Source organism: Sediminibacillus dalangtanensis, from assembly GCF_017792025.1.
Lineage (GTDB): Bacteria > Bacillota > Bacilli > Bacillales > Amphibacillaceae > Sediminibacillus > Sediminibacillus dalangtanensis.
In genome coordinates, this window is the sequence record NZ_CP046956.1 from 822,817 (window position 1) to 846,862 (window position 24,046).

The following is a 24,046-nucleotide window of genomic DNA, read 5'->3' on the forward strand; positions in this document are numbered from 1 at the left end:
CTTATTCTTTAGATTTGAGAAACTAGTAATACTAGCGAAACTCACAATATAGTATGTCGCTTACGGTAGCTTGTTCAGGCTGATGTTACTGATATACCGCACATTTTCCTTTTCTATGAACCTGATTTAACTTAGTAACTTTAGAATCAGTCGTTCATACACTGAAATAAATGAAAACAAAAGGGAGAAAATAAATGATGGTTCCTTTAGAAAAGAAGATTCAAAGATTGTTGAATATTAAGAATGAAGAGGAGGCAAAAACCAAACTGAAAAAGCTTGAGAGCAACCGAACGTTTACTGGAGAATACTATGCTTTACATGCTTTCCTGGCAATCAGTGATCATTTCCTTCCACAGGGATGGTTGTGGTGCTGGAGGGGATTGGATAAAACCCCCGGAGATAAACAGCTGCTGTACATCATGGATTACATCAATAATGAATTGGGAAGGGAAGGTTTCCCGACGAGATTTTCCACCAGTATAAAAAACAGAGTGGAACAGGAAAAGATCCCGATAGAAGCTGCAGAACGGGAAAAAACAACTATTTTACAAGGAACAATGGAAATAGCCAATCAAATGCACACAATCTCAAAAGGAACCACCCGTTTAGGCGTTATCAATCATACATTGAACTATTATCCAGCCTACTTGGGTTATGCTTCGGACTACACCTGGCCGATTTCCAGAGAAATGCGTGCGCCAGGTTTCAATAACAACTTGAAGCGATTCACAGCTGACATTGTACCATTTTATGATCTTTTCCACTTTCATTTTGGCAAGACACTTACACTGAATCATGCTGATCTAGATGTGATAAAACACCAAAGAAAAGGCATGATTATGCATCATTGGGGAAGTGAAGTCCGTTTGTTGTCCACAGCCCGAAAAACGAATCCTTATGCTAAAGTGAAAATTGAGGATGAAAAAATGTTAAAGCAGAATCTCGCATTCCTTTCAGGAAAAATACCGCATTGCATCGTTGCTGATGAAGAGATGTACCAATATGTCAAAGATTATTACCAAAAGGTTTCCATTGTACCGTTGATGATTGACTTGCAAAAATATAAACCACCTGAAGTTTCCCGGCCGGTGCAGAACAGACCGTTGAAAATTGTCCACGCTCCGACTTCTCCGGAAATTAAAGGGACTTCCCATGTGGTAAATGCCATAGACAAGTTGAAAAGCGAATATTCCTTTGAATTTACCTTGATTCAAAAAATGTCCCATGAACAGGCAAGACAGGAGTACCAGAAGGCAGATTTGGTGATTGATCAACTGCACATCGGCAGTTATGGTCTGTTGGCGGTCGAATCGATGGCCATGGGGAAACCGGTCATCTGCTGGATCAGCGACTATATGAAGGAAAAATACCCATCGGATTTACCGCTTATTTCGGCAAATCCGGATTCCATAGAGAATACGTTGCGAAATTTATTGCAACATCCTGAACAGTTGGAAGAAATCGGACAAAAAAGCCGTATATACACGGAAGAACACCATGATATGATAAAAAACAGCCAACAGATTCTGCACATTTACGAAGAAGAGCTATCGGCCAATGACCTTTCTTAAATCAAATTAGCCAGGACCCAAAGCGGTCCTGGCTATGTTTGGTTGGAGTAACTGTCAATCCAGCTGTCTGGCTGGATTTCCTACCACCGTTTTCCCTTGCGCTACATTTTTGGTAACAACAGCTCCTGCGCCGACAATGGCATTTTCTGCGACAATAATTCCAGGGAGAAGTGTTGCGTTATTGCCGATTTTCGCCCCTTTTTTCAACACGGGTCCCTGATGGCGATAATTTCCCATTCCCATATATTTATCATTGGAAGAAGAAAAGCAAGGACCAATAAATACATCGTCTTCTATTACCATATCAGCTGTTATATAGGCATTGGTCTGTACAGTTACCTGTTTTCCGATGCGTGTATTGTTTTCCACCGTCGCATTCCTTCCAATAATGCTGTTTTCCGCAATTTCGGTATTTTCCCTTATACTGGCCAGGTCTCCAACCAGTACACCCTGGTGGAGAATAGTGCCTCGATAAATGACACAATTTCCACCGATTGTAACACCATCGCTGATGGATAGCGGAGGTAATTCTGACGAGGGCTTCCTGGCCATCTTTTTGTTGGCCATCGGCTGTTTACCGAGGCTGGTTAAATCCCCGATAAACACATTACTGCCGATAATCGTTCCTTTATGAATAATGACATTGCTGCCAATCGTTGTATTGTCTCCTATGATGACTTCCGGGCCGATAATAGCATTTTCGCCAAGTGAAACATTCTTTCCGATCCATGCGCTTTGATGAATCATTCACTCACTTCCCATTTTTAAAATTATCAAGCATCGTTGTTGTCGAAAAGGATGGAAGAGGGGAAGGGATTATTTTTCCCTGCTGATGGGAACGGTAAAGGCCGAAGATTACCTCCAAAGCTCTTTTTCCTTCTTCCCCCGTTACTAGCAATTCTGTATTTCCTTCCATCGATTCAATAAAATTCTCATACATCCGGCAGTGTTCTTCTTTTCGTCCAGCCAGTTCTTTCAGTTCTTCTGTTAATTCATCATGGTCCTGTACATAACACCTATCGATTTTATCCAAGCCGGGTCCGCTGATACTGACTGTCCCCTTCTCGGCAAAAATCGATAATTGATACCCGATATTCTCTGGCTTGGTGACGGTATTTGCTTCAATAATTCCCTTTGCCTTGTTGGAAAAGCTTATGATTCCAGCTGCTACATCTTCAATCTCTTTAACTTCCGGCGAATGATTGGCGATTTCCCCGTAAACGGAAACCGGTTCGCCAAGCAGCCATATCATTAAATCAATTACGTGGATTCCCTGATTGACGAGCATTCCGCCGTCCATAGACCAGCTTCCCCGCCAGCTGGCAGCTTGAAAGTAATCTTTACTGCGGTTGATTCGAATCGAAGCTACCCCCATGTATGGTTCTCCAAAGTATCCCTTGTCGATCAGCTCCTTTAAGCGGGACATGAACGGACGATAACGCAGTTGGTGACAGACAAGTACTCTTCGGTTGTATGCTTTGGCCAGCCGGTTGATTTCCTCGGCATCCTTCAGGGACAGGGAGATTGGCTTTTCAAGAATAATGTGCTTTTGCTGCTGTAGTGCTTGTTTTGCAATTTCCGCATGCAGGCCACTGACTACGGCAATTACGACAATGTCGACTGCAGGGTCGCTTATAAGATCGGCAAAATCGATATAGTGCTTAATCGCTTGTGTTGTGTTCGTTTTTTTCTGGTACATAGAAACAATTGCGTCCATTCGCTCTTCCTGAAGATCGCTGACCGCCGCTACATTCACATTGCTCAGGCTACTGATCGTTTCCACATGTTTATAAGCAATATGTCCACAGCCAATCAACCCAATGGAATAGCTCATTGTCTCTCATCCATTTCTTTTACAGCGGCAATTATTTTCCGTTGTTCATGATACTCAAGGAACGGGTGCATCGGGATTGCCAATAATCGGTTGGATAACTGCTCGGCCTCTGGGAAATCTCCTTGGCTATATCCTAATCCCTGATAAGCGGACTGGAGGTGCAAGCAGCAGGGATAATAAATGCCAGTGCTGATGTTATGGTCTTTTAGGAAGGCGGCTGCTTCATCTCGATTATCTGCTTTCAGGCAATACAGGTGATAAATGTGTGTTCGGTCTGATTTTGATTGGGGGGGGTGTATCGTATGCAGAGTAGAAAATGCATCTGTATAGGTCTTTGCCAGTTTTGCCCTCCTGTTGTTCCAGTCTTCAATATGCTGTAAACAAATCAACAAAATAGCGGCATGCATTTCATCAAGCCTGCTGTTATAGCCAATCGTGTCATGATAATATTTCCGATTGCTGCCATGGGCGCGCAGCTTCCTTATCTTCGCAGCAAGCCGTTTATCAGAAGTAGTGACTATTCCACCGTCCCCCAATGTGCCGAGATTTTTGGTGGGGAAAAAGGAGAAACAACCAGCGTCGGCCAAACTGCCGACAGGCATTCCTTTATATAACGCGCCGAAGGCTTGGCAGGCATCCTCGATTACTGCCAAATCATGTTGTTTTGCGATGGCGTTGATTTCATCCATATCGGCGGCCTGCCCGAATAAGTGAACAGGAAGGATCGCTTTCGTGCGAGGAGTGATTTTAGCAGAGATTTTCTCCGGATCGATTGTAAAAGAATCGGAAGTTACATCAGCAAAAACAGGTACGGCGCCGACTCTTGTTATCGCTTCTGCTGTTGCGAAAAAAGTGAACGGACTGGTTATCACTTCGTCCCCTTTACCGATGCCGAGGGCCTCTAGTGTCAGTAAAAGCGCATCCGTTCCATTGCCAACTGCCACAGCATCATCAGTACCAATTCGACTGGCCACTTTTCTCTCTAATTCCAATACTTTTGGACCAAGAATATAATTACCACTTCGCAACACATCGGTCACTGCTGTGAGTATGTCTTTTTCAATTGCGGTGAATTGCTTTTTCAAATTGATTAATGGAATCATCGTTTATCTCCTTTGCTTTAAAATTCAAAAATGATCCGTTATACATTAACGTATTTACAGGTTGTTCCTACGGTAACGGCATTCATCTTATATGAGCGCTGAATCTATTAACTACTTGACTCGAAAACTAGTAACAGTGCCTTTTTTGCGGATAGATTAGCACAGCAGACCTTTTGTTCTCATATAAAGTAATAGCTTTACTGAAAAACGAAAGGAACATTCAAATGAAAGCAGAAGAAAGAAAAGGAAACAAACGAATAGATAAAAACGAGGGAAATACACTTACACTTGGAGTTGTCGGGCTTGGTTATGTCGGCCTTCCAGTGGCAATTGGTTTTTCGAAACGTTACAAGGTGATCGGCTTTGATGTGGATAAGCAAAAAATAGAACAGCTAAAAAAACATAACGATATAACAAGAGAAATAAGCAAGCAGCAATTAGCAGCATCTGCTATCTCTTTTACAAGTGATCAAGAAGACTTATCATTGTGCGATTATCTTATTGTGGCGGTACCCACACCGATCAATGAGCAAAAGGAGCCCGATTTAAGCTATTTAATAGCAGCTTCTGAAACGGTGGGCCAAAATTTGACCGATGGGGCGACAGTAGTCTATGAATCTACCGTCTATCCTGGAGCCACAGAAGAAGTATGTATCCCCGTACTGGAAAAAACATCAGGGTTGAAAGCTGGCGAGGGGTTCTATGTAGCTTATTCACCGGAAAGGATCAATCCGGGAGATAGACAGCATACGTTTAATCAAATTGAGAAAATTGTCGCTGCCCAAAACCAAACTATAGTGGAAAAAGTGGCGGCTTTGTACCAAAGTGTCATTGATGCTCCCGTTTTTAAAGCGGATTCGATCAAAGTTGCAGAAACAGCGAAGGTGTTAGAAAACACGCAGCGGGATATCAATATTGCCTTGATGAATGAGCTGGCGATGATTTGTGATAAAGTCGGTATCGATACGTCCGATGTTCTTGATGCTGCTGGCACGAAGTGGAATTTCCTGCCGTTTACACCGGGACTTGTCGGCGGGCATTGTATTGGAGTAGACCCGTATTATTTGATCTATAAAGCAAAAACATTGGGTTACACTCCGGCATTTTTAGAAGCTGCCCGAAAAATCAACGATTCGATGGCTGGATTTGTCCATCGTACGATTGTTGAGGATATCATCCGTACCAGGTGTGATTTGAAAAATCTACGGATTACGGTAATGGGCATAACCTTTAAAGAAAATGTCCCGGATATGAGAAACTCCAAGGCCTTGGAAATTGTCAAAATGCTTTTAGATGATGGTTTGTCGGTAAACGTTTATGACCCTGTGGCCGATTCTCGGGAACTTGAGAATGCATTAGGAATTCGGTTGACTGAAAAACAATTCCTAGAACCTGCTGACATTCTTCTTGTATTGGTCCCCCATGAGGAATTTTCGAACATGACTGCTGGTGACATTTCCAGATTAGTGAAAAAGGATCGAGCTCTTGTGTTTGATTTGAAAAATATTTGGGGAAATCACCAGCTGCCATCATCCATTAACCGTAAAACGCTTTAACAGACGAAAAACCATCTCTTTTAGAAGAGGTGGTTTTTCCGATTAGGCAATGTCCAGTTTGTTTTTTAGGAGTTTACTTTATCCCAGAATTTCTTGAAAAGCGACTTTTTCTCTTCTGTTGCTTTTGACTGCTCTTTTTTGGCGGTTTCCGTTTGAACGGCAGGTTTTATGGCTGCCGGCTGTTGATTTTTGCCTTTCTCCTGGTCTGTCGATTGCGGTGGGGAGGAGACTGTTTCTGCTGTATGCGGTCCTCTGTTTTCTGCTTTTTGTGACGCCGGTGTTGTCGTTTGCGGGGCAAACGTTTGTGGTCGATTCTTTTCGGTGCCAGTCGATTCTGGATTAACAGGAGACCTGGCTTCCGTATTTGCTGATTTGTTACCGCCTTTCGGTTGTTCTGGTTTGTCGGACGTTTTTTGCGCTTTTTGTTGCTGCGCCTCTGCTGTTTTTATTGCTGTCTCAGCTTGTTCCTGTCTCGCTTTTTCTGCTGCCTTGGCCTCTTCTTGTTCCTTTATCTTCTGCAAAAAAGCGCGTTTATCTGCTTCGCTTTTTAATAAGATTGGTTGTTCTGCTTTTGCGGTTGTCGGTATTGCCGGTTTGTTTGGACTCGCAGTCTTGCTGACTGATGGTTCAACGCGGATTTGCGCGTTTACGTTATTTGCTGATGTGTCTGTACCTGAATTAGAATGTTTTTTGCTTTGGAGAGGTTGTGCATGATTTTTTTTTCCTTTTTTATCTATAACCGGGATCACAGATGCTCCCTGCAGGTCCCGATAATTGAACTGTGGCTGCTTGGTCGAAGGGTTATATGGGTTTGCGACAGGCTTTTGCGGTAACGCCGGCTCCTTCCGTCTTGGTTTAGGGGAAGAGGAGTGGGATTCCGTTTCCGTCACCGATTGTGTTTGCTCCTTCATCAACTCCTTCATCTCGGCAATTTCTGCCTGAAGTTTTTCCAACAAATCCGCCTGAAAAGGATTTTGTTGATTGGAAGCGGTCGATACCGGTGGAATCGGCTTACCTTGTTCTTTTGGCTTTGTAGAGGAGGATTCCTTCTGGACTGGTTCCTTTATATGGTTGAGAAAAGTAGAAGATGCTGCGGGTTCCTGTTTTGGATTTTGTTCATCCATCGCCTGATCATACTCCTTTCTTTTCCTATTCAGCGGTTGGCCGCTGGATTCGGTTAATTTTTGATCCAAGTAATATAGCAGTTGAAAGAGGAGGGCAACACTGTCTTTTATCGTTTCAGTCTGGGGAAGTTTCCGCCCCTCTGACAGTACATATGGTGTTTTTTTATTTTCGGAGTCTGCTGGACCGCCTTCCATTAGATTTGTTTTCTGTCTCCACTCAGTGAGTTCTCTTTCTTTCTCCTCCAGGGCTTCGGTTAATTGTTGGTTCTTTTTTTTATACCGTTTGATGGTTTCGGATTGAGTATGGTTTTGCTGTTCCAGTTGTTCTTGAAGTTCCAGATACTTTTCCTGCAATCGTTGATAATCCTGACTACAATCGTTTTCCTGAAAACTCCTGATCAGTTTTTTATATTTTCGTTGTTGGATTAATAGGTGATTGACGTCCTCCTTGCTATAACTTTTCACAAATTAGTCACCTCTTCACCCATAATATATAGAATATAGTATGAGGCTGTTTTCCGGGTTGTGACAGTTATCATTAGCAGTCTTTTAAGCTTTCATAACAAATTAGATAGACGCCCTTTTTTAAACAAATTAACTAGAAATAGACTTTTGGCATGTAGCAAGGCAGGGTTTATAACATAATTTGTTACTGAATAAAAATTATTATAAAGGAGTCGATAAACTTGGAGAGCCAATCTTTGCAGGGAGCTCAAGAGCTTCTATGTATAAACACTGAAAAAGTTTACGATTGGGTAATCTTACAAGCGAATGTCAGCCAAAATGTACTTGCTGCAGCTCTTGGTGCGCTGCCTATCGATCCGTGCGGACCTACTGTCAGCAATTTGACAACAACTTGTTATTTAGTGGATCCAGTGACCGGAGAGGAACTGGATTTAAATGAAGAAATCCCTATCGATGAGCTTGGAGAAAGAGAGGATCGGACTTTTGTTATCGATGGAGCGCTTGTGACTTTGCAACGGGTCACTTTCACAAAGCCGCTTTCCGTGATTGTAGAATTCAGCGGTTTGACTGGTACAACGCCATTCGTCGAAATCAGTGATCCGATTGCCATTGATATCCCGGAATCTCTTTACCTATGCGCACCGGAAGGAACCCGAATCGCTGTAAGACTTTCTGATCTCGACTGTAGTGTCAATGTCAACTGTACAGCAGGAGCATTAACAAGCGTTGACATCGTACTGGGAATTTGTCAAAGCGTCCAGTCCTTGGCTGATGTAACCATTGAACTAGTAGCAGATTTCTGCCAGCCACGAGATGTCTTGGTGGAACAATGCCCTACTCCAGCAATTCCGCCACAATGCCCAGTATTGTTCCCTGGCAACGGCGACAACGGCGATGGACCTACAGGACCGGCACCTACTCCAGCAACGCTTACCCGACCAAATTCCAACAGTTAATCAAATTGAAAAAAGCAGCTGTTTCCTTCGAAGGAACAGCTGTTTTTGTATGTTACCAGGAACTTGTGAAGATTGTTGGTTTTACTTAAAAGATCGAAACTGCGAACGAACTCTTTTATTCGGATAATTAATAAGTGCGAAACGTCGCTGGAGCAGAACACTTCTCTTTCCATGGGCACGGCATCAGCCAGGGTACTACCTGAGTAGGCTTCTTTGCTCCTTTGGGTCGAGGAATCCCGCTACAAAGCTTTACTACAGACGTAGACCTATTCGTCGGGACCATCGGACGCGTGCTGTTCCCATAGGAGGTTCACCAGCCGCCCGCGGAAAGCACAGGGTTCCGCAGCGCTGAACCTCAACTCAACGGATGTAGGAGGTTAGGACGGCGTATTCTACTATGGCGCAGTTTCTATGTATTACACGATTAGCAAGGATGCGAAAAGCGTCTGTTAAAACTGGATGAAGAAGATGGCGGTGGCTAGAATAAGGATGATCGCAGAAACGAAATAAAGCGAATATTTTCTTGAAGTTGACGCCGTCTTGATTTCCTGCCAATTGACTGGTTTGATTCCACTGAACCAAAACACAAGAATAGCGGAAAGGGTAATGGAATTAACGTTGACAAGCAATAGTAGAAGTGGTGTGAGCGCATTCTGCCAGGCGGCTGCACCAATCATCATTCCTAATACGATTGCCGGAGGAAGCAACGCCACGGAAACCATGACACCGACCAGTGCTTCAGATGCCCGCTTGATAAAGGATAATGCCCCAGCTGCACCAGCCGCCAAAGCCACCGCAATGTCGATAATTTGAATGTCTGTGCGGGATAAAAACTCCTGACTGTTTGCTGGCAGTGGAAAGAAGAAGCCAAAGCTTGCCGCGATAAGCAATGGAATCATCAGCCCGTACAGTGAAGTGATCACCGATTGACGCATGAGCTGATAGTCGCCCAAAACAGAGGCAAAGGCGGAGGAGGTAAAAGGACCGATCAATGGAGCAATTACCATGGCTCCAATTACGATTGCCGGGCTGTCTTTTATGATTCCCACTGTAGCGACGACCGAGGATAGCAGTAGGAACCAGGTGAAGCTTTTGGTTATTTCGCTTGATGAGTGAACAACATTGTATAACTCCTGTCGGCTGGCCCGGATTAATTCGTCATGTTTGGATGCTTCTTCTTCTTTTTCTTCTGCTTCATCCTCTTCTGCAATCCGTGGGATGTAGGCCGGAAGATTGAATAATAGCGCTTTGATTTCGTCGTTATGCTCGGCATTAAGTTCTAAAAAATTCAGTATTTCCTCTGAATCACTGGCTTTTACCAGCACTCGGACGAGGGAATATTTATCGGATTCGTTAGAATGCCAATGAGTTACAATCGGAAGCTCCTGTAACTGCCGGTGAAAATTTTCCATGCTCTTTTTGGGTAAATACACTTCAATCAATTGCAGTTTCATGTTCCCAATCCCTCCGACCGAATGAACGGATGATAATAATTGGCTTTAATTTTCTATCATCATCTTTAAAGGAGTACTCATTTAACTTTTCGAATATAAACTGTGACATTATGACAACCTTCTTGCTCTGGTAATTAGATGAAAATTTGCTTCGGCAGCATGCTATTGGATGCAAATAGTACGCGCAGTCTTTCAGCGTAGAGTTTTTCACAGCGAAGTTAGTTGCACTTAACGAAAAAGAAGATAAGAATTCACCTAAGTTGAGACGAAGTTTTTATAGAACACATCCTATTATGCGAATTTGGTTTTCGAAGATAGAGAAAAGACCGTCAAACAAGTAAATCGTATCTTACTTGCTGAGAATCTACTTTATACAATCTGCCAATTTCTGACCTTTTATACATAAAAAAACGGTCATGAAGGGAGCAGCTTCATGTCCGTTGTATAAGGGAAAAGTTAACTTTTGTCTTCATAAAATACGTGTTTAAGGTGAAAGGTGTTTTCTGTTAGTTGCAACAACCCATAGGAAAATTGGGGCTGTCTCCGTTTATCAGTCGGCGAACCAGGATTGAACAACGTGATTCCATTCACCTGTTTCAGGACGGGAATATGGGAATGGCCAAAAATGATCATATCGACTGGATGAGATTGAAAGGCGGTTAAAGCGCGTTTTTCCGTGGTTCCGCCTTTACCGTCTCCATGGGTGATACCAATCGTAATTCCGTTTCGTTCCATTACTTCTTTTCGATTGAGTCGTTCTTTCAATTCGTTTCTGTCCACATTGCCGGTCACTCCTATCACCGGAGCATATTCTTGCAGTTCTTCGAGTAATTCTACGGTTTGCCAGTCGCCGGCATGAAGGATTAAGTCTGCATTTTCTAATCCCGTCTTCAATTGCCGGGGGAGTTTTTTAGCCATCCTGGGCATGTGGGTATCAGAAAGAATGACAACCTCCATTATCCTGTCTCCTATCTAAAATAAGTGTTTTCAGACGGAGCTATCACTCCGTCTGTGGTCCGAGTGAAATTCAATCTGTTAGCTGTTATGTATTCCCTTCATGCCGTCTATACTAAAGGTATCAACGAAACAGGAGGGATTTCTCATGATGAATGAATACGAACTTCAGCAAATCATCGATGCCCGGCGTCCTCGATAATCCAATAAATTCTATGATAAAGGAGTTTAGCCAATGGGCATCGCATTGACAGATTAGACCTCTTCCTTACACCAATGGTAAAGGGAGGGGTTTTTCATTGTGTTTCAGGAAAGGGAAGGTTTCAGTCAGCAGAGAGGATCAGTACCACTGCTAAAACTTTTAAGAATAAGGCATCAGCTTGTCGCGAAGTTTTTCATTGAGCAGGTTGAATAATGAAAACTTGTTAATGTTCATAAATCATTTTTCTAGTCATCCCGCCATCAAGTATAAAGTTCTCTCCGGTCACAAAATCATTGCGCGGATCAGTCAAAAAAAGGCAGGCACGAGCAACATCTTCCGGTTTTCCCACTCGTTTCGCAGGATGCTGCGCATGGTCAATGGAACGCAAACCCCCGTAGTCGCCCGTTTCTATCCAGCCGGGACTGATTGCGTTCACCCTGATTCGGTCTTTGCTTAATGAGATGGCCAAAGCATGTGTCAAGGCGGAGATGCCGCCTTTAGAAGCAGCATAAGCTTCCGAGTCAGCTTCGGACATAAAGGCCCTGGTCGAAGCGATGTTCACAATAGCCCCGCCGTCCGGGTTGTCGCGCATTTTTTTAGCAGCTTGTTGGGCACATAAAAAATTCCCTCTCAAATTAGTATTAAGGACATCATCCCAATCATCGACTGTTAATTCATAGATGCTTTTAAAGCGGGAAACCCCTGCGTTATTAATCAAAATATCAATTTTTCCATAGGTCTCGACAGTTTTCATCACCAGATGCTCGATATCCTCCGGCCGGCGGACGTCTGTCTCAACAAACATACTGTTGCCGCCTTTTTTTTCGATTTCCGTGACGGTAGCTTTTCCAGCTTTCACGTCTTTTTCAGCTACTACTATTTTGGCGCCGGCGTCTCCGTAAGCGGCCGCGACGGCAGCGCCGATTCCGCTGCCGGCTCCGGTGACAATGACCGTCTTGTCTGTAAAGGTCATTTCCCTTCCTTCCTTTCAACGTGTTGGTTTTACGATATGATAACATGGATAAAGTTTGCAGCGGAATAAAATGCCCTGTCTGGCAGGATTATTTATCCGAAAACAACCGAACGGTTGGTTCTCCGTGCTTTTCTTTGTATATTCTTTCCATGTAATCCTCTGTGATTGCCTTTACTTCTTTATTCAAGAAAAGAAGTGGAAAGATATTGGCCAAAACCACAAAAGCGAGTACTAGATCAAGAAATTGCCAGACAAACTGCAGTCCTCCGATCGCGCCGACAAATACGGAGAAGATATAGACAATCCGCATCACCTTGGCCGCCTTTAATCCAAACAGATATTCCACCTGTTTTTCTCCGTAGAAAAGCAGGACACCCAACGTAGTCAGTACAAAGAACAAGAGAAAGATTGCAATAAAAGATCCGGCAAAATTGTTTCCGAATAAATCGGCGAAGGCAACGGTGATCATGTTTGATGCATCATCTACTCCGACATCCTGCCAGGCTCCGGTTACTAATACCGCAATACCGGAAACAGAACAAATAACAATGGTATCGACGAATACACTGACAATCCCCCAAATTGCCTGTTTAGATGGGTGGTCCGTTTGCGCCGCCGCATGGGCGATCGGTGCTGTTCCAACACCTGCTTCGTTGGAATATAAGCCCCGGGCAATTCCCCACCGAAGCGCTTGAGCGATTCCGGCACCAGCAAATCCACCAGCTGCTGAAATCGGTGTAAATGCATGGGCGAAGATCAATCCGAAAACATGGGGAAGCTGATCCACATGAGCCAAAATCACAGCAAGGGCCGCCAGTAGGTAAGAGATGACCATAAAGGGCACGAGCTTGTCTGTTACTTTACCAATCCGCTTGATGCCGCCAAATACAATCAGGGCAATAAAAATGGTGATGATGATACCGGAAACCCATGTTGGCCAGCCGAACGCCCCTTCAACTTGTGTGGCGATGGAATTGGATTGCACCATGGAACTTGGTATGACTTCAAGCATGAGGAAAAATGCGAATAAGAAGGCGACTTTATCCCATCCGAGGGCTTTTTTTATGTAGTATTGCGGGCCGCCTACCCATTCTCCTTCTTTATTTTTCTCGCGGTATTTTAAACCTAAAGCAATTTCGGCATATTTGGTGGCCATGCCAATCAATGCGACGATCCACATCCAGAAGAGTGCGCCCGGTCCACCGAGAGCGATTGCAACAGGCACGCCCACTATATTTGTGGCTCCTGCGGTGGAGGCTAATGCAGATGTGAAAGCCTGGAAGGGGGTGATCGATCCTTTGTGCTTGTTCTTTTTAAATATCTGACCTATCGTTTGATTTAAAATATGGCCGAAAAAACGAAATTGGAAAAACTTGAGTCGGATGGTCAAAAATAAGCCGGTGAAAATTAATAAAATAGAAAGTAAATACGTCCATAAAAAATCAGAAACAGCTGCAACGAGGTTCTCTAAAACGTCCATTTTTCTTTATCATTCCAATCATCAGATTTGTGAGGCTGCTTAATGCTGATTAATACCCTATCTCCACCGCTTTTAATCCTTCGTTTTTCTTGATATGACGCCTCCATGTTCCTATGCCTTTCCTACAGGGTATCCTTTTATTGAAAGGAGAATGTTTGATGGAGAAAGCAGAATCATTGAGCGAAATAGAAGCTCGAATACGGAAACATCGATTAGTACTGTTACTGATATCCCGACCAAATTGCTCCGTCTGTCAGGCGGTACGACCACAGATTGAGGAATTGCTATTGAAGAAAAGCGAAATTCACGGTTTTCATATCGATGCTGATCAGGTAACGGAAATTGCCGGTGCTTACTCTGTTTTCGCCGTTCCAGCCGTTATTGTCCTAGCCGAAGGGAAGGAAATGCTACGTAAAGTGCGTTTTATTCCAATGGGAGAACTGGAAAAACAATTGACGCAGCTTATTTCGGCCTATATAGAATAATGTGCACCTCGATTGTTTGAGGTGGAGACTAAACAGGAAAACATATCAAAAACGGTGCAGAAGGAGAGAAGCGATCATGTTTTCGTTTTCCTGGCCATCTATCGGCAGAGTTGTTTTAATCGGAATCCTTGCCTACATCGCCCTGATTGTCCTATTGCGAATAACAGGTAAGCGTACACTGACTAAATTGAATGCCTTCGATTTGGTGGTAACGGTGGCGATTGGTTCTACGCTTGCTACCATTCTATTAAATCAAAAGGTTTCTATTTTCCAGGGCATAACTGCGCTTGCCACCCTTGTATTCCTGCAGTTCGTTTTTGCCTGGTCTTCCATAAGAAGCACTTTTATCAATCGCCTAATCAAAGCAGAACCTAAATTATTATTTTATCAAGGACACTTTTTTGAGCAGGAAATGGAGAAGGAAAGAATTCAGCGAATAGAAGTTCTGCAGGCAGTTCGTAATCAGGGAATGGCTTCAATGGATTTAGTGGAAGCAGTCATACTGGAAACAGACGGAAGTATGTCCATTTTGACGAAGACTCGGAATGGATCTCACGATACGCTTCAAAATGTTAAAGGTTTTGATTCTTCATCATGATAGGAGATTAAAAACACTGTATAATGTAACGAAAGGTTTTAGTGACGGAGGAGTTAACGATGCACCAATTTACAGAAAATACAATCAAGCTGATCCAGGAAATACCGGAAGGAAAGGTGATGTACTATGGTCAAATTGCCAAGCATGCCGGAAATGCACGTGGGGCCAGACAAGTGGTTCGGGTTTTGCACTCTATGAGCAAGAAACATCATTTACCTTGGCATCGGGTCGTCAATGCCAAAGGGGAAATAAGTGTGAAGGGGGAAGAACAATTTCACACACAAAAACTTTCGCTGGAATTAGAAGGGGTAGAAGTGGATAGCGGGGGAACCATCAACTTGGATAAGTTTCTCTATGAGCCGGAGGAGGATGGGGAATGGAAGCGATAGTCCAACTGCAGCTTACCAGTCAAATAATGGAGTATTTCCTAGAAGTTTTTGGTTTGAGGAGCAAGACCAAAAACTTGGTGATTTTGAAAACCAGGTAAGACGCCGGGCAGTCCGGTTAAATCAAAGAGGTTGGTACAAAAGCTTAGTGGCAAAAACAAAAACCGAACGTTGATTCGAATTGACACCATTCGAACTCGTTTGGTTCTTTAATTTAATTATTTGGTAAAGTAAGTCGGCTTGGCAAGTGGATTCAATCGCCCTCATCCCGCTAGAGTCCTGCCCGTGGAAAGCGCAGTATCTTGATGGAACGGTGATAAGCGCTTATCAAACATCATATTAAAAGGAAGGTTTTACTGTTCTTCCATTGTACAGTCAGCTGAATACATAAATAAGTAAGCTCTTATATTTCCTATCCTGTCACCGTTCCTGTTTTTTAAGTGGGTGGTTGTAATGTCTCCGCCATTTTTTTTCATTGTATAGGAAATTATAAATTTAATTGACTGTGGATCATTATTGGCTGATACAGCCACATCCAGCTCCAGCGCCTACCCCCTCGAGGTCTTAAGCCCACCCTCGGTGTGGCAAAAAGCGCCACGCCGAGGTTGTTCTTAAGCTTGTCGGAGGCCCAAACGATGTGGGTCATGCAGGCGTTGCCACAGGACGTGGCGACTCTAGCCTGTACTCCTTTAAACAGGCGCTTGCGCTTTTGTTCTTAATCTAAACAATTTCTGGCTCAAATGGCTAATTGCATAAAAAGTAGAATTTTGTCGAAAATAGATAGCGAAAAGGAAGTGGTGGAAAATGAGCTTTCATATCGTATATGGTTTCCTTCTCCCCTGGGTTATAGCGACCGTTCATTTATTTCGATATCATAAAACGATTCTTCTTCTAATTTTCCCTGTTTGCAGCATGCTTGCATTTGCCGTGAATGATTTAGGTTTTACGTATGGTTTTTGGAGATTAGAATCTAAACCGCCTCTGGAAGGAGTACTTGCAATGCTTCCATATAACATAGGAATTTATCCTGTGTTGGCAAGCTATATGATTTTACTTGTAAGTCATCTAAGCAGACACCCCATATTGATTGTAATTGGTATAGCGTTGTTTACTACTTTCCTCGAGTTCTTAATGGTGGTCACGGACAGAGTAGAGTACAACAAAGGCTGGACAATTGGCTGGACATTTGTCTCCTATGTTATACCTTATTATTTAGTTTATCTATATTACCGTTGTTTACAAACGTTGCGGGTGATTTAGATAGGTGATACCTACAAAATGAGTCCGTTCAGGAATTTAATACCATGAAAAAGAGTATTGCGTTACGTGAATAGCCATGATATATTATGAAAGCTGCATCAGACAGCAAGCAACTAACGAAAAAACATATTGACTTTATAAAAAATAATATGTTATATTAATTAAGTTGCTGTTTTGAAAGAAACAACAATTAATCCAAAAAAATTGTTGACTTCATTCTAGCAAACTGTTATAATTATTAAGCTGTCGTTGAGACGGCATCATCAATTTGATCCTTGAAAACTGAACAAAACAACCAGTATGTCAAGCAAGATATACAAGCTAGTTTTTGAACGAGCAAGCAAGCTCACTTTTTATGGAGAGTTTGATCTTGGCTCAGGACGAACGCTGGCGGCGTGCCTAATACATGCAAGTCGAGCGCGGGAAGCAGGCAGATCCCTTCGGGGTGAAGCCTGTGGAACGAGCGGCGGACGGGTGAGTAACACGTGGGCAACCTGCCTGTAAGATCGGGATAACTCCGGGAAACCGGGGCTAATACCGGGTAATACCTTCCTCCGCATGGAGGAAGGTTGAAAGGCGGCCTTTTGGCTGTCACTTACAGATGGGCCCGCGGCGCATTAGCTAGTTGGTAGGGTAATGGCCTACCAAGGCAACGATGCGTAGCCGACCTGAGAGGGTGATCGGCCACACTGGGACTGAGACACGGCCCAGACTCCTACGGGAGGCAGCAGTAGGGAATCTTCCGCAATGGACGAAAGTCTGACGGAGCAACGCCGCGTGAACGATGAAGGTCTTCGGATCGTAAAGTTCTGTTGTCAGGGAAGAACAAGTACCGTTTGAACAAGGCGGTACCTTGACGGTACCTGACGAGGAAGCCCCGGCTAACTACGTGCCAGCAGCCGCGGTAATACGTAGGGGGCAAGCGTTGTCCGGAATTATTGGGCGTAAAGCGCGCGCAGGCGGTTCCTTAAGTCTGATGTGAAAGCCCACGGCTTAACCGTGGAGGGTCATTGGAAACTGGGGAACTTGAGTACAGAAGAGGAGAGCGGAATTCCACGTGTAGCGGTGAAATGCGTAGATATGTGGAGGAACACCAGTGGCGAAGGCGGCTCTCTGGTCTGTAACTGACGCTGAGGCGCGAAAGCGTGGGGAGCGAACAGGATTAGATACCCTGGTAGTCCACGCCGTAAACGATGAGTGCTAGGTGTTAGGGGGTTTCCGCCCCTTAGTGCTGAAGTTAACGCATTAAGCACTCCGCCTGGGGAGTACGGCCGCAAGGCTGAAACTCAAAAGAATTGACGGGGGCCCGCACAAGCGGTGGAGCATGTGGTTTAATTCGAAGCAACGCGAAGAACCTTACCAGGTCTTGACATCCTCTGATCCCTCTAGAGATAGAGGTTTCCCTTCGGGGACAGAGTGACAGGTGGTGCATGGTTGTCGTCAGCTCGTGTCGTGAGATGTTGGGTTAAGTCCCGCAACGAGCGCAACCCTTGACCTTAGTTGCCAGCATTCAGTTGGGCACTCTAGGGTGACTGCCGGTGACAAACCGGAGGAAGGTGGGGATGACGTCAAATCATCATGCCCCTTATGACCTGGGCTACACACGTGCTACAATGGATGGTACAAAGGGAAGCGAAACCGCGAGGTGAAGCAAATCCCATAAAACCATTCTCAGTTCGGATTGCAGGCTGCAACTCGCCTGCATGAAGCCGGAATCGCTAGTAATCGCGGATCAGCATGCCGCGGTGAATACGTTCCCGGGCCTTGTACACACCGCCCGTCACACCACGAGAGTTGGCAACACCCGAAGTCGGTGAGGTAACCTTTTTGGAGCCAGCCGCCGAAGGTGGGGCCAATGATTGGGGTGAAGTCGTAACAAGGTAGCCGTATCGGAAGGTGCGGCTGGATCACCTCCTTTCTAAGGATATACGAAAGGCGAAAGCACCCGGGGGATATACGAAAGGCGAAAGCACCCGGGTAGCGACGTACAAACTGGACTGAACCGAAGGAGATAAAGGAAACACAGCGAACAGCGTGAGCTGATGTTGACTTATCGTACGGAGGTGAGGGAAGTTGTGCTAGTCGCTGGGTGCTGGAGCTGGACAGGAATAGCTCTTACGAGCTAAACACAGGACATACTTGGTTGTTTGGTTCAGTTTTGAGGGATCAATTCCCTTAATTACTACTTGTACCTTGAAAACTAGATAAGATAAATAGGAAGTGAAGGCGACTGCTCAGCAGGAGCTGGAACTAGACTATGCAAGACATTCAACGACATTGAAGTAACACGTCATTCACGAACGATAAGTTAAGTGAAGAAGGGCGCACGGTGGATGCCTTGGCACTAGGAGCCGATGAAGGACGGGACAAACACCGATATGTCTCGGGGAGCCGTACGTAGGCATTGATCCGGGAATTTCCGAATGGGGGAACCCCCTGCCCGTAATGGGGCAGGACGCTTATCTGAATTCATAGGATAAGTGAGGCAGACCCGGGGAACTGAAACATCTCAGTACCCGGAGGAAGAGAAAGCAAATGCGATTTCCCAAGTAGCGGCGAGCGAAACGGAAACAGCCCAAACCAGAGAGCTTGCTCTCTGGGGTTGTAGGACACTCCATCGGAGTTACCAAGAAACAGTTTAAGCGAATCGATCTGGAACGATCAGCCAAAGAAGGTAAGAGCCCTGTAGTTGAAAGATTGTTTCCTCCGGAGTGGATCCTGAGTACGGCGGAACACGAGGAATTCCGTCGGAATCCGGGAGGACCATCTCCCAAGGCTAAATACTCCCTAGTGACCGATAGTGAACCAGTACCGTGAGGGAAAGGTGAAAAGCACCCCGGAAGGGGAGTGAAAGAGAACCTGAAACCGTGTGCCTACAAGTAGTCGAAGCCCGTTAATGGGTGACGGCGTGCCTTTTGTAGAATGAACCGGCGAGTTACGATCTCCTGCAAGGTTAAGTCGGATAGACGGAGCCGCAGCGAAAGCGAGTCTGAACAGGGCGAATCGAGTAGGGGGTCGTAGACCCGAAACCGTGTGATCTACCCATGTCCAGGGTGAAGGTCAGGTAACACTGACTGGAGGCCCGAACCCACGCGTGTTGAAAAACGCGGGGATGAGGTGTGGGTAGGGGTGAAATGCCAATCGAACACGGAGATAGCTGGTTCTCTCCGAAATAGCTTTAGGGCTAGCCTCAAGAGTTGAGTACTGGAGGTAGAGCACTGATTGGACTAGGGGCCCTCATCGGGTTACCGAATTCAGTCAAACTCCGAATGCCAGCCACTCGATCTTGGGAGTCAGACTATGGGTGATAAGGTTCATAGTCGAAAGGGAAACAGCCCAGACCGCCAGCTAAGGTCCCAAAGTATACGTTAAGTGGAAAAGGATGTGGAGTTGCTTAGACAACCAGGATGTTGGCTTAGAAGCAGCCATCATTTAAAGAGTGCGTAATAGCTCACTGGTCGAGTGACTCTGCGCCGAAAATATACCGGGGCTAAACGTATCACCGAAGCTGCGGATTGTTCTTACGAACAATGGTAGGAGAGCGTTCTAAGTGCAGCGAAGTCAGACCGTGAGGACTGGTGGAGCGCTTAGAAGTGAGAATGCCGGTATGAGTAGCGAAAAAAGAGTGAGAATCTCTTTCACCGAAAGCCTAAGGTTTCCTGAGGAAGGCTCGTCCGCTCAGGGTTAGTCGGGACCTAAGCCGAGGCCGAAAGGCGTAGGCGATGGACAACAGGTGGATATTCCTGTACCACCTCCTTTCCGTTTGAACGACGGGGGGACGCAGAAGGATAAGGAAAGCGCACTGCTGGTCATGTGCGCCCAAGCAGTAAGAGAGTCGGATAGGCAAATCCGTCCGGCAATCTCAAGCTGTGATGGGGAGGGAAATAAAGTACCGAAGTTCCTGATTTCACACTGCCAAGAAAAGCCTCTAGTGAGGAAAGAGGTGCCCGTACCGCAAACCGACACAGGTAGGCGAGGAGAGAATCCTAAGGTGATCGGGAGAACTCTCGTTAAGGAACTCGGCAAAATGACCCCGTAACTTCGGGAGAAGGGGTGCTTCTTTTGCGAGAAGCCGCAGTGAATAGGCCCAAGCGACTGTTTAGCAAAAACACAGGTCTCTGCGAAGCCGTAAGGCGAAGTATAGGGGCTGACACCTGCCCGGTGCTGGAAGGTTAAGGGGACGCGTTAGCCGCAAGGCGAAGCGTTGAACCGAAGCCCCAGTAAACGGCGGCCGTAACTATAACGGTCCTAAGGTAGCGAAATTCCTTGTCGGGTAAGTTCCGACCCGCACGAAAGGTGCAACGACTTGGGCACTGTCTCAACGAGAGACCCGGTGAAATTATACTATGCGTGAAGATGCGCATTACCCGCGACAGGACGGAAAGACCCCGTGGAGCTTTACTGTAGCCTGATATTGAATGTTGGTACAGCTTGTACAGGATAGGTGGGAGCCTTAGAAACCGGAGCGCTAGCTTCGGTGGAGGCGCCGGTGGGATACCACCCTGGCTGTACGGACCTTCTAACCCAGGACCGTGATCCGGTCCGGAGACAGTGTCAGGTGGGCAGTTTGACTGGGGCGGTCGCCTCCCAAAGAGTAACGGAGGCGCCCAAAGGTTCCCTCAGAATGGTTGGAAATCATTCGCAGAGTGTAAAGGCAGAAGGGAGCTTGACTGCGAGACCTACAAGTCGAGCAGGGACGAAAGTCGGGCTTAGTGATCCGGCGGTGCCGTATGGAAGGGCCGTCGCTCAACGGATAAAAGCTACCCCGGGGATAACAGGCTTATCTCCCCCAAGAGTCCACATCGACGGGGAGGTTTGGCACCTCGATGTCGGCTCATCGCATCCTGGGGCTGTAGTCGGTCCCAAGGGTTGGGCTGTTCGCCCATTAAAGCGGTACGCGAGCTGGGTTCAGAACGTCGTGAGACAGTTCGGTCCCTATCCGTCGTGGGCGTTGGAAGTTTGAGAGGAGCTGTCCTTAGTACGAGAGGACCGGGATGGACACACCGCTGGTGTACCAGTTGTTCCGCCAGGAGCATAGCTGGGTAGCTACGTGTGGAAGGGATAAGTGCTGAAAGCATCTAAGCATGAAGCCCACCTCTAGATGAGACTTCCCATCATTTTAAATGAGTAAGATCCCTCAGAGACGATGAGGTTGATAGGTCCGAGGTGGAAGCGTGGTGACACGTGCAGCTGACGGATACTAATCGATCGAGGACTTAACTTAAAACAAAAAGTGAAGGCGACTGGTCAACAGCGTATGGATAGATCAGCCAGATGGTAGTACGCCGCTTTGAGCGTACGAAAAGCTGGATGAACTATACACTAGCTGTTAGGAGCCGTAACTGGATTAAAACAAAAAGCGTAGCGGGCTTGGTCAGATGCGACACGCATAAGCCAGTCACCGAAAAGCCCTGTTTTATGGGCTTGTAGGGGAATGACTTATGACGCGAGCATCTAGTCCGCAGAGCTGGATTCAAACGTGTGAAGTTCGTTGATGTCTTCCTTCTTATCTAGTTTTGAAGGTACACTTTTCTTAAAAGCATACCGATGTCTGGTGGCAATAGCGGAGAGGCCACACCTGTTCCCATGCCGAACACAGTAGTTAAGCTCTCCAGCGCCCATGGTAGTTGGGGCTTTGCCCCTGCGAGAGTAGGACGCCGCCAGGCAAACCCAACACCCTTGAATGAGGACATCCTCGTTCAAGGGTGTTTTTTGTAATTGTTTCTTTGCAGAATTGGGTGCTGCTATGATTACTTTGCGATCGATGCTTTATAGCATTTTTTAGTAATATTTTGTTTGGGCAATCTTAGAGCACCATGTTACCATTCTGCTTCTAAAGAAGGGAAATAAAGTAATTTCCTCATGAAATTAATCACAGTCTCTACTTATATAAAATATAGCTTACTAGTCAATGAGAAATAGCAAATGTGAATTAAAAAATCAATAGTCCAATTTTACTAAAATGCAGATAAAACGTTTATCCTTCCTGGAAAAGCGGAATAACACTAACAACTACAGAAAAGGAGGTATTTTCATGGAACACGGAAAAGCCCTTGGCATGAAAGCGTTAATGGTTTTACCTATCATGTGGATTATTATGACGCTGATTTTTGATGTTTCTTTTTGGAGCACTACTATATTGGGGATTATCCTAATTGTAGCAGCGTATGCTCTTGGCGATATGATGATATTTCCGCGAACTAGCAACATGATGGCCACTCTATCTGACTTTGGTTTAGCGTTAATTGTGCTGTGGATTGGTCTTGCAGTTATCGGAGCAGAAAGTACCTTTTTACCAGCATTGATCACGGCAGTTGTAATAGCTGCAGGAGAATGGTTCTACCACAAATGGTTAGTGAAAAATAACATGGCGACAATCAGAGAAAGCCGTAAGTTATCCGAAAGTCATTAATAAATTTAATAGAAGAAGAATAAATCAAGCCCTCTGATTCTCAGTGAATCGGAGGGCTATTTGTATTACTTCTCTTTAAGAACGAGCATAATAAAAAACTACTAGAAGAAAAGTAGAGAAGCAGGTCTTCCAAATGAATAAACGCATTGTTTTGGTAAATCGACAGAAAGTGATAAAATGAGGGCGCAGGAAATACTGTCTTTGAATGGGGGAACGACAGATGAGCGAGTCCGTTTTAGAAAAACATGCTAGTTATACATGGCTCCCTAAAGAGGGAAGCATGAGATTTGAAGGACAGGATGTTATTATATTCTGGATCGAAACGGCGATGAAGTCGTTTGTTGATACAATAGAGGAAGTGTCCGGCAACGATGCAGCCAACGTGGTGATGGAAACAGCCGGTTTCAGAATGGGAAACATCGTCAGTGATTTTTTTAAACAAGATTGCATAAATAATGTGATTAACTCTTTTCCGGACATTTATGCCGCTGCAGGCTGGTGTGATTTGGAAATTGTCGATTTTTCAGAAGAAGAAAAAACGGCTGTCATTCGGGTGAGAAACAGCTGGGAGTACAAGGTAAACAAGGTGCAGGGAAAACAGAAAATGAGTACCTTTTTACCTGGACATTTTGCTGGTACATTGACCGGTCTGTTCGAGCAAAATACCGGTTTCTCGGTGGTGAAAAGCCAACTGGAAGGCGATGAATATGACGAAATTCATTACTACCCTTCTGAAGGGCATCCAGTCAGGGACATTCATCAATTCACAAGGATAAAGGAGCAAGAGGAAATAAAACGTCTGGAAAATATGGTCGAGGAGAGGACGGAAACGTTAACCACCCTTGTTAAAGAAATCTCTTCCCCGTTGATCCCCGTACTGGATGGGATTGTGGTGATGCCGCTGATCGGCAAATATGATGAGACCAGAGCCGATGATTTGTTGAGCAGAACAATGAAAAACTTACCGGAATACCAAGCCAATTTTTTAATCCTCGATGTAACGGGATTGGATGACGATTTGGATGCATATTCCATTACCCTTCTGCAAAGTTTGACCCATTCTTCCGAATTGCTGGGGACCAAGAGTGCTATTGTCGGTATTTCCCCGAATTTGAGCATGAAGTTGATCGAGGCTAAGGTTGATATGAAGGGTTTAAACTGTTTCTCTACGTTAAAACATGCGATTCACTTTGCACTGGCCCAGGAAGGGAAACAGATTATTGGTTAAGGAGA

General features: G+C 45.1%; 17 protein-coding genes and 3 rRNA genes. 12 read left to right on the forward strand and 8 right to left on the reverse strand.

Annotation, left to right across the window (positions count from 1 at the left end):
* The first annotated feature begins 194 nt into the window (after positions 1–194).
* Positions 195–1,571 (forward strand): glycosyltransferase family protein, encoded by a 1,377-nt coding sequence (locus ERJ70_RS04180; RefSeq protein WP_245208111.1) that lies wholly within the window; start codon positions 195–197, stop codon positions 1,569–1,571.
* Between the two features lie 54 nt (positions 1,572–1,625).
* On the opposite strand, the gene ERJ70_RS04185 is transcribed toward ERJ70_RS04180, so the two are convergent.
* From ERJ70_RS04185 to ERJ70_RS04195, 3 genes are read right to left on the reverse strand one after another with little or no spacing between them, the layout of a single operon-like run.
* Positions 1,626–2,318 (reverse strand): N-acetyltransferase, encoded by a 693-nt coding sequence (locus tag ERJ70_RS04185; protein ID WP_209367383.1) that lies wholly within the window; start codon positions 2,316–2,318, stop codon positions 1,626–1,628.
* Positions 2,319–2,322: 4 nt separating this feature from the next.
* Positions 2,323–3,405 carry a Gfo/Idh/MocA family protein gene (locus tag ERJ70_RS04190; RefSeq protein ID WP_209367385.1) on the reverse strand — a complete coding sequence of 361 codons (1,083 nt, stop codon included), beginning with the start codon at positions 3,403–3,405 and terminating at the stop codon, positions 2,323–2,325.
* Complete coding sequence (locus ERJ70_RS04195; RefSeq protein ID WP_209367386.1) at positions 3,402–4,508, reverse strand: DegT/DnrJ/EryC1/StrS family aminotransferase; 1,107 nt, start codon at positions 4,506–4,508, stop codon at positions 3,402–3,404. Before ERJ70_RS04195 ends, ERJ70_RS04190 begins: the two co-directional genes overlap by 4 nt.
* A gap of 224 nt (positions 4,509–4,732) precedes the next feature.
* Here ERJ70_RS04195 and ERJ70_RS04200 point away from each other — a divergent pair, with 224 nt between their 5' ends.
* The gene (locus ERJ70_RS04200) at positions 4,733–6,064 is read left to right on the forward strand and encodes a nucleotide sugar dehydrogenase (protein ID WP_209367388.1); all 1,332 of its coding nucleotides are present in this window, start codon (positions 4,733–4,735) and stop codon (positions 6,062–6,064) included.
* 65 nt (positions 6,065–6,129) lie between these two features.
* On the opposite strand, the gene ERJ70_RS04205 is transcribed toward ERJ70_RS04200, so the two are convergent.
* The gene (locus ERJ70_RS04205; RefSeq protein WP_209367389.1) at positions 6,130–7,653 is read right to left on the reverse strand and encodes a hypothetical protein; all 1,524 of its coding nucleotides are present in this window, start codon (positions 7,651–7,653) and stop codon (positions 6,130–6,132) included.
* Positions 7,654–7,874: 221 nt separating this feature from the next.
* Here ERJ70_RS04205 and ERJ70_RS04210 point away from each other — a divergent pair, with 221 nt between their 5' ends.
* On the forward strand, positions 7,875–8,609 hold the full coding sequence (locus ERJ70_RS04210) for a BMQ_0737 family morphogenetic spore coat protein (protein WP_209367391.1): 735 nt from the start codon (positions 7,875–7,877) through the stop codon (positions 8,607–8,609).
* A gap of 449 nt (positions 8,610–9,058) precedes the next feature.
* Here ERJ70_RS04210 and ERJ70_RS04215 read toward each other — a convergent pair whose 3' ends face one another.
* From ERJ70_RS04215 to ERJ70_RS04230, 4 genes are all read right to left on the reverse strand, one after another.
* A complete protein-coding gene (locus ERJ70_RS04215) occupies positions 9,059–10,063 on the reverse strand; it encodes a TIGR00341 family protein (RefSeq protein WP_209367393.1) in 1,005 nt (334 codons plus the stop codon).
* Between the two features lie 456 nt (positions 10,064–10,519).
* Positions 10,520–11,020, reverse strand: coding sequence for a metallophosphoesterase family protein (locus ERJ70_RS04220; RefSeq protein WP_209367395.1), 501 nt, complete (start codon positions 11,018–11,020; stop codon positions 10,520–10,522).
* Between the two features lie 422 nt (positions 11,021–11,442).
* Positions 11,443–12,192, reverse strand: coding sequence for a glucose 1-dehydrogenase (locus ERJ70_RS04225; protein ID WP_209367396.1), 750 nt, complete (start codon positions 12,190–12,192; stop codon positions 11,443–11,445).
* Between the two features lie 88 nt (positions 12,193–12,280).
* A complete protein-coding gene (locus ERJ70_RS04230) occupies positions 12,281–13,672 on the reverse strand; it encodes an alanine/glycine:cation symporter family protein (protein WP_209367398.1) in 1,392 nt (463 codons plus the stop codon).
* Positions 13,673–13,830: 158 nt separating this feature from the next.
* Between ERJ70_RS04230 and ERJ70_RS04235 the strand changes: the two genes are divergently transcribed.
* The 9 genes from ERJ70_RS04235 (at position 13,831) to ERJ70_RS04275 (ending at position 24,041) form a co-directional block, all read left to right on the forward strand.
* The gene (locus tag ERJ70_RS04235; protein WP_209367400.1) at positions 13,831–14,157 is read left to right on the forward strand and encodes a thioredoxin family protein; all 327 of its coding nucleotides are present in this window, start codon (positions 13,831–13,833) and stop codon (positions 14,155–14,157) included.
* Between the two features lie 76 nt (positions 14,158–14,233).
* On the forward strand, positions 14,234–14,755 hold the full coding sequence (locus tag ERJ70_RS04240) for a DUF421 domain-containing protein (RefSeq protein WP_209367402.1): 522 nt from the start codon (positions 14,234–14,236) through the stop codon (positions 14,753–14,755).
* Between the two features lie 59 nt (positions 14,756–14,814).
* Positions 14,815–15,144, forward strand: coding sequence for an MGMT family protein (locus ERJ70_RS04245; RefSeq protein ID WP_209367404.1), 330 nt, complete (start codon positions 14,815–14,817; stop codon positions 15,142–15,144).
* 801 nt (positions 15,145–15,945) lie between these two features.
* On the forward strand, positions 15,946–16,401 hold the full coding sequence (locus ERJ70_RS04250; RefSeq protein WP_209367405.1) for a CBO0543 family protein: 456 nt from the start codon (positions 15,946–15,948) through the stop codon (positions 16,399–16,401).
* A gap of 352 nt (positions 16,402–16,753) precedes the next feature.
* Positions 16,754–18,319 (forward strand): 16S ribosomal RNA (locus ERJ70_RS04255).
* A 388-nt stretch (positions 18,320–18,707) separates the two neighbouring features.
* Positions 18,708–21,625 (forward strand): 23S ribosomal RNA (locus ERJ70_RS04260).
* Between the two features lie 326 nt (positions 21,626–21,951).
* Positions 21,952–22,067, forward strand: a 5S ribosomal RNA gene (gene rrf, locus ERJ70_RS04265).
* Together the 16S, 23S and 5S rRNA genes form the textbook arrangement of a ribosomal RNA operon.
* Positions 22,068–22,435: 368 nt before the next feature.
* Positions 22,436–22,813: a DUF2512 family protein gene (locus ERJ70_RS04270; RefSeq protein ID WP_209367406.1), complete on the forward strand. Its 378-nt coding sequence runs from the start codon at positions 22,436–22,438 to the stop codon at positions 22,811–22,813.
* Positions 22,814–23,093: 280 nt separating this feature from the next.
* The gene (locus ERJ70_RS04275) at positions 23,094–24,041 is read left to right on the forward strand and encodes an STAS domain-containing protein (protein WP_209367407.1); all 948 of its coding nucleotides are present in this window, start codon (positions 23,094–23,096) and stop codon (positions 24,039–24,041) included.
* Positions 24,042–24,046: the final 5 nt, after the last annotated feature.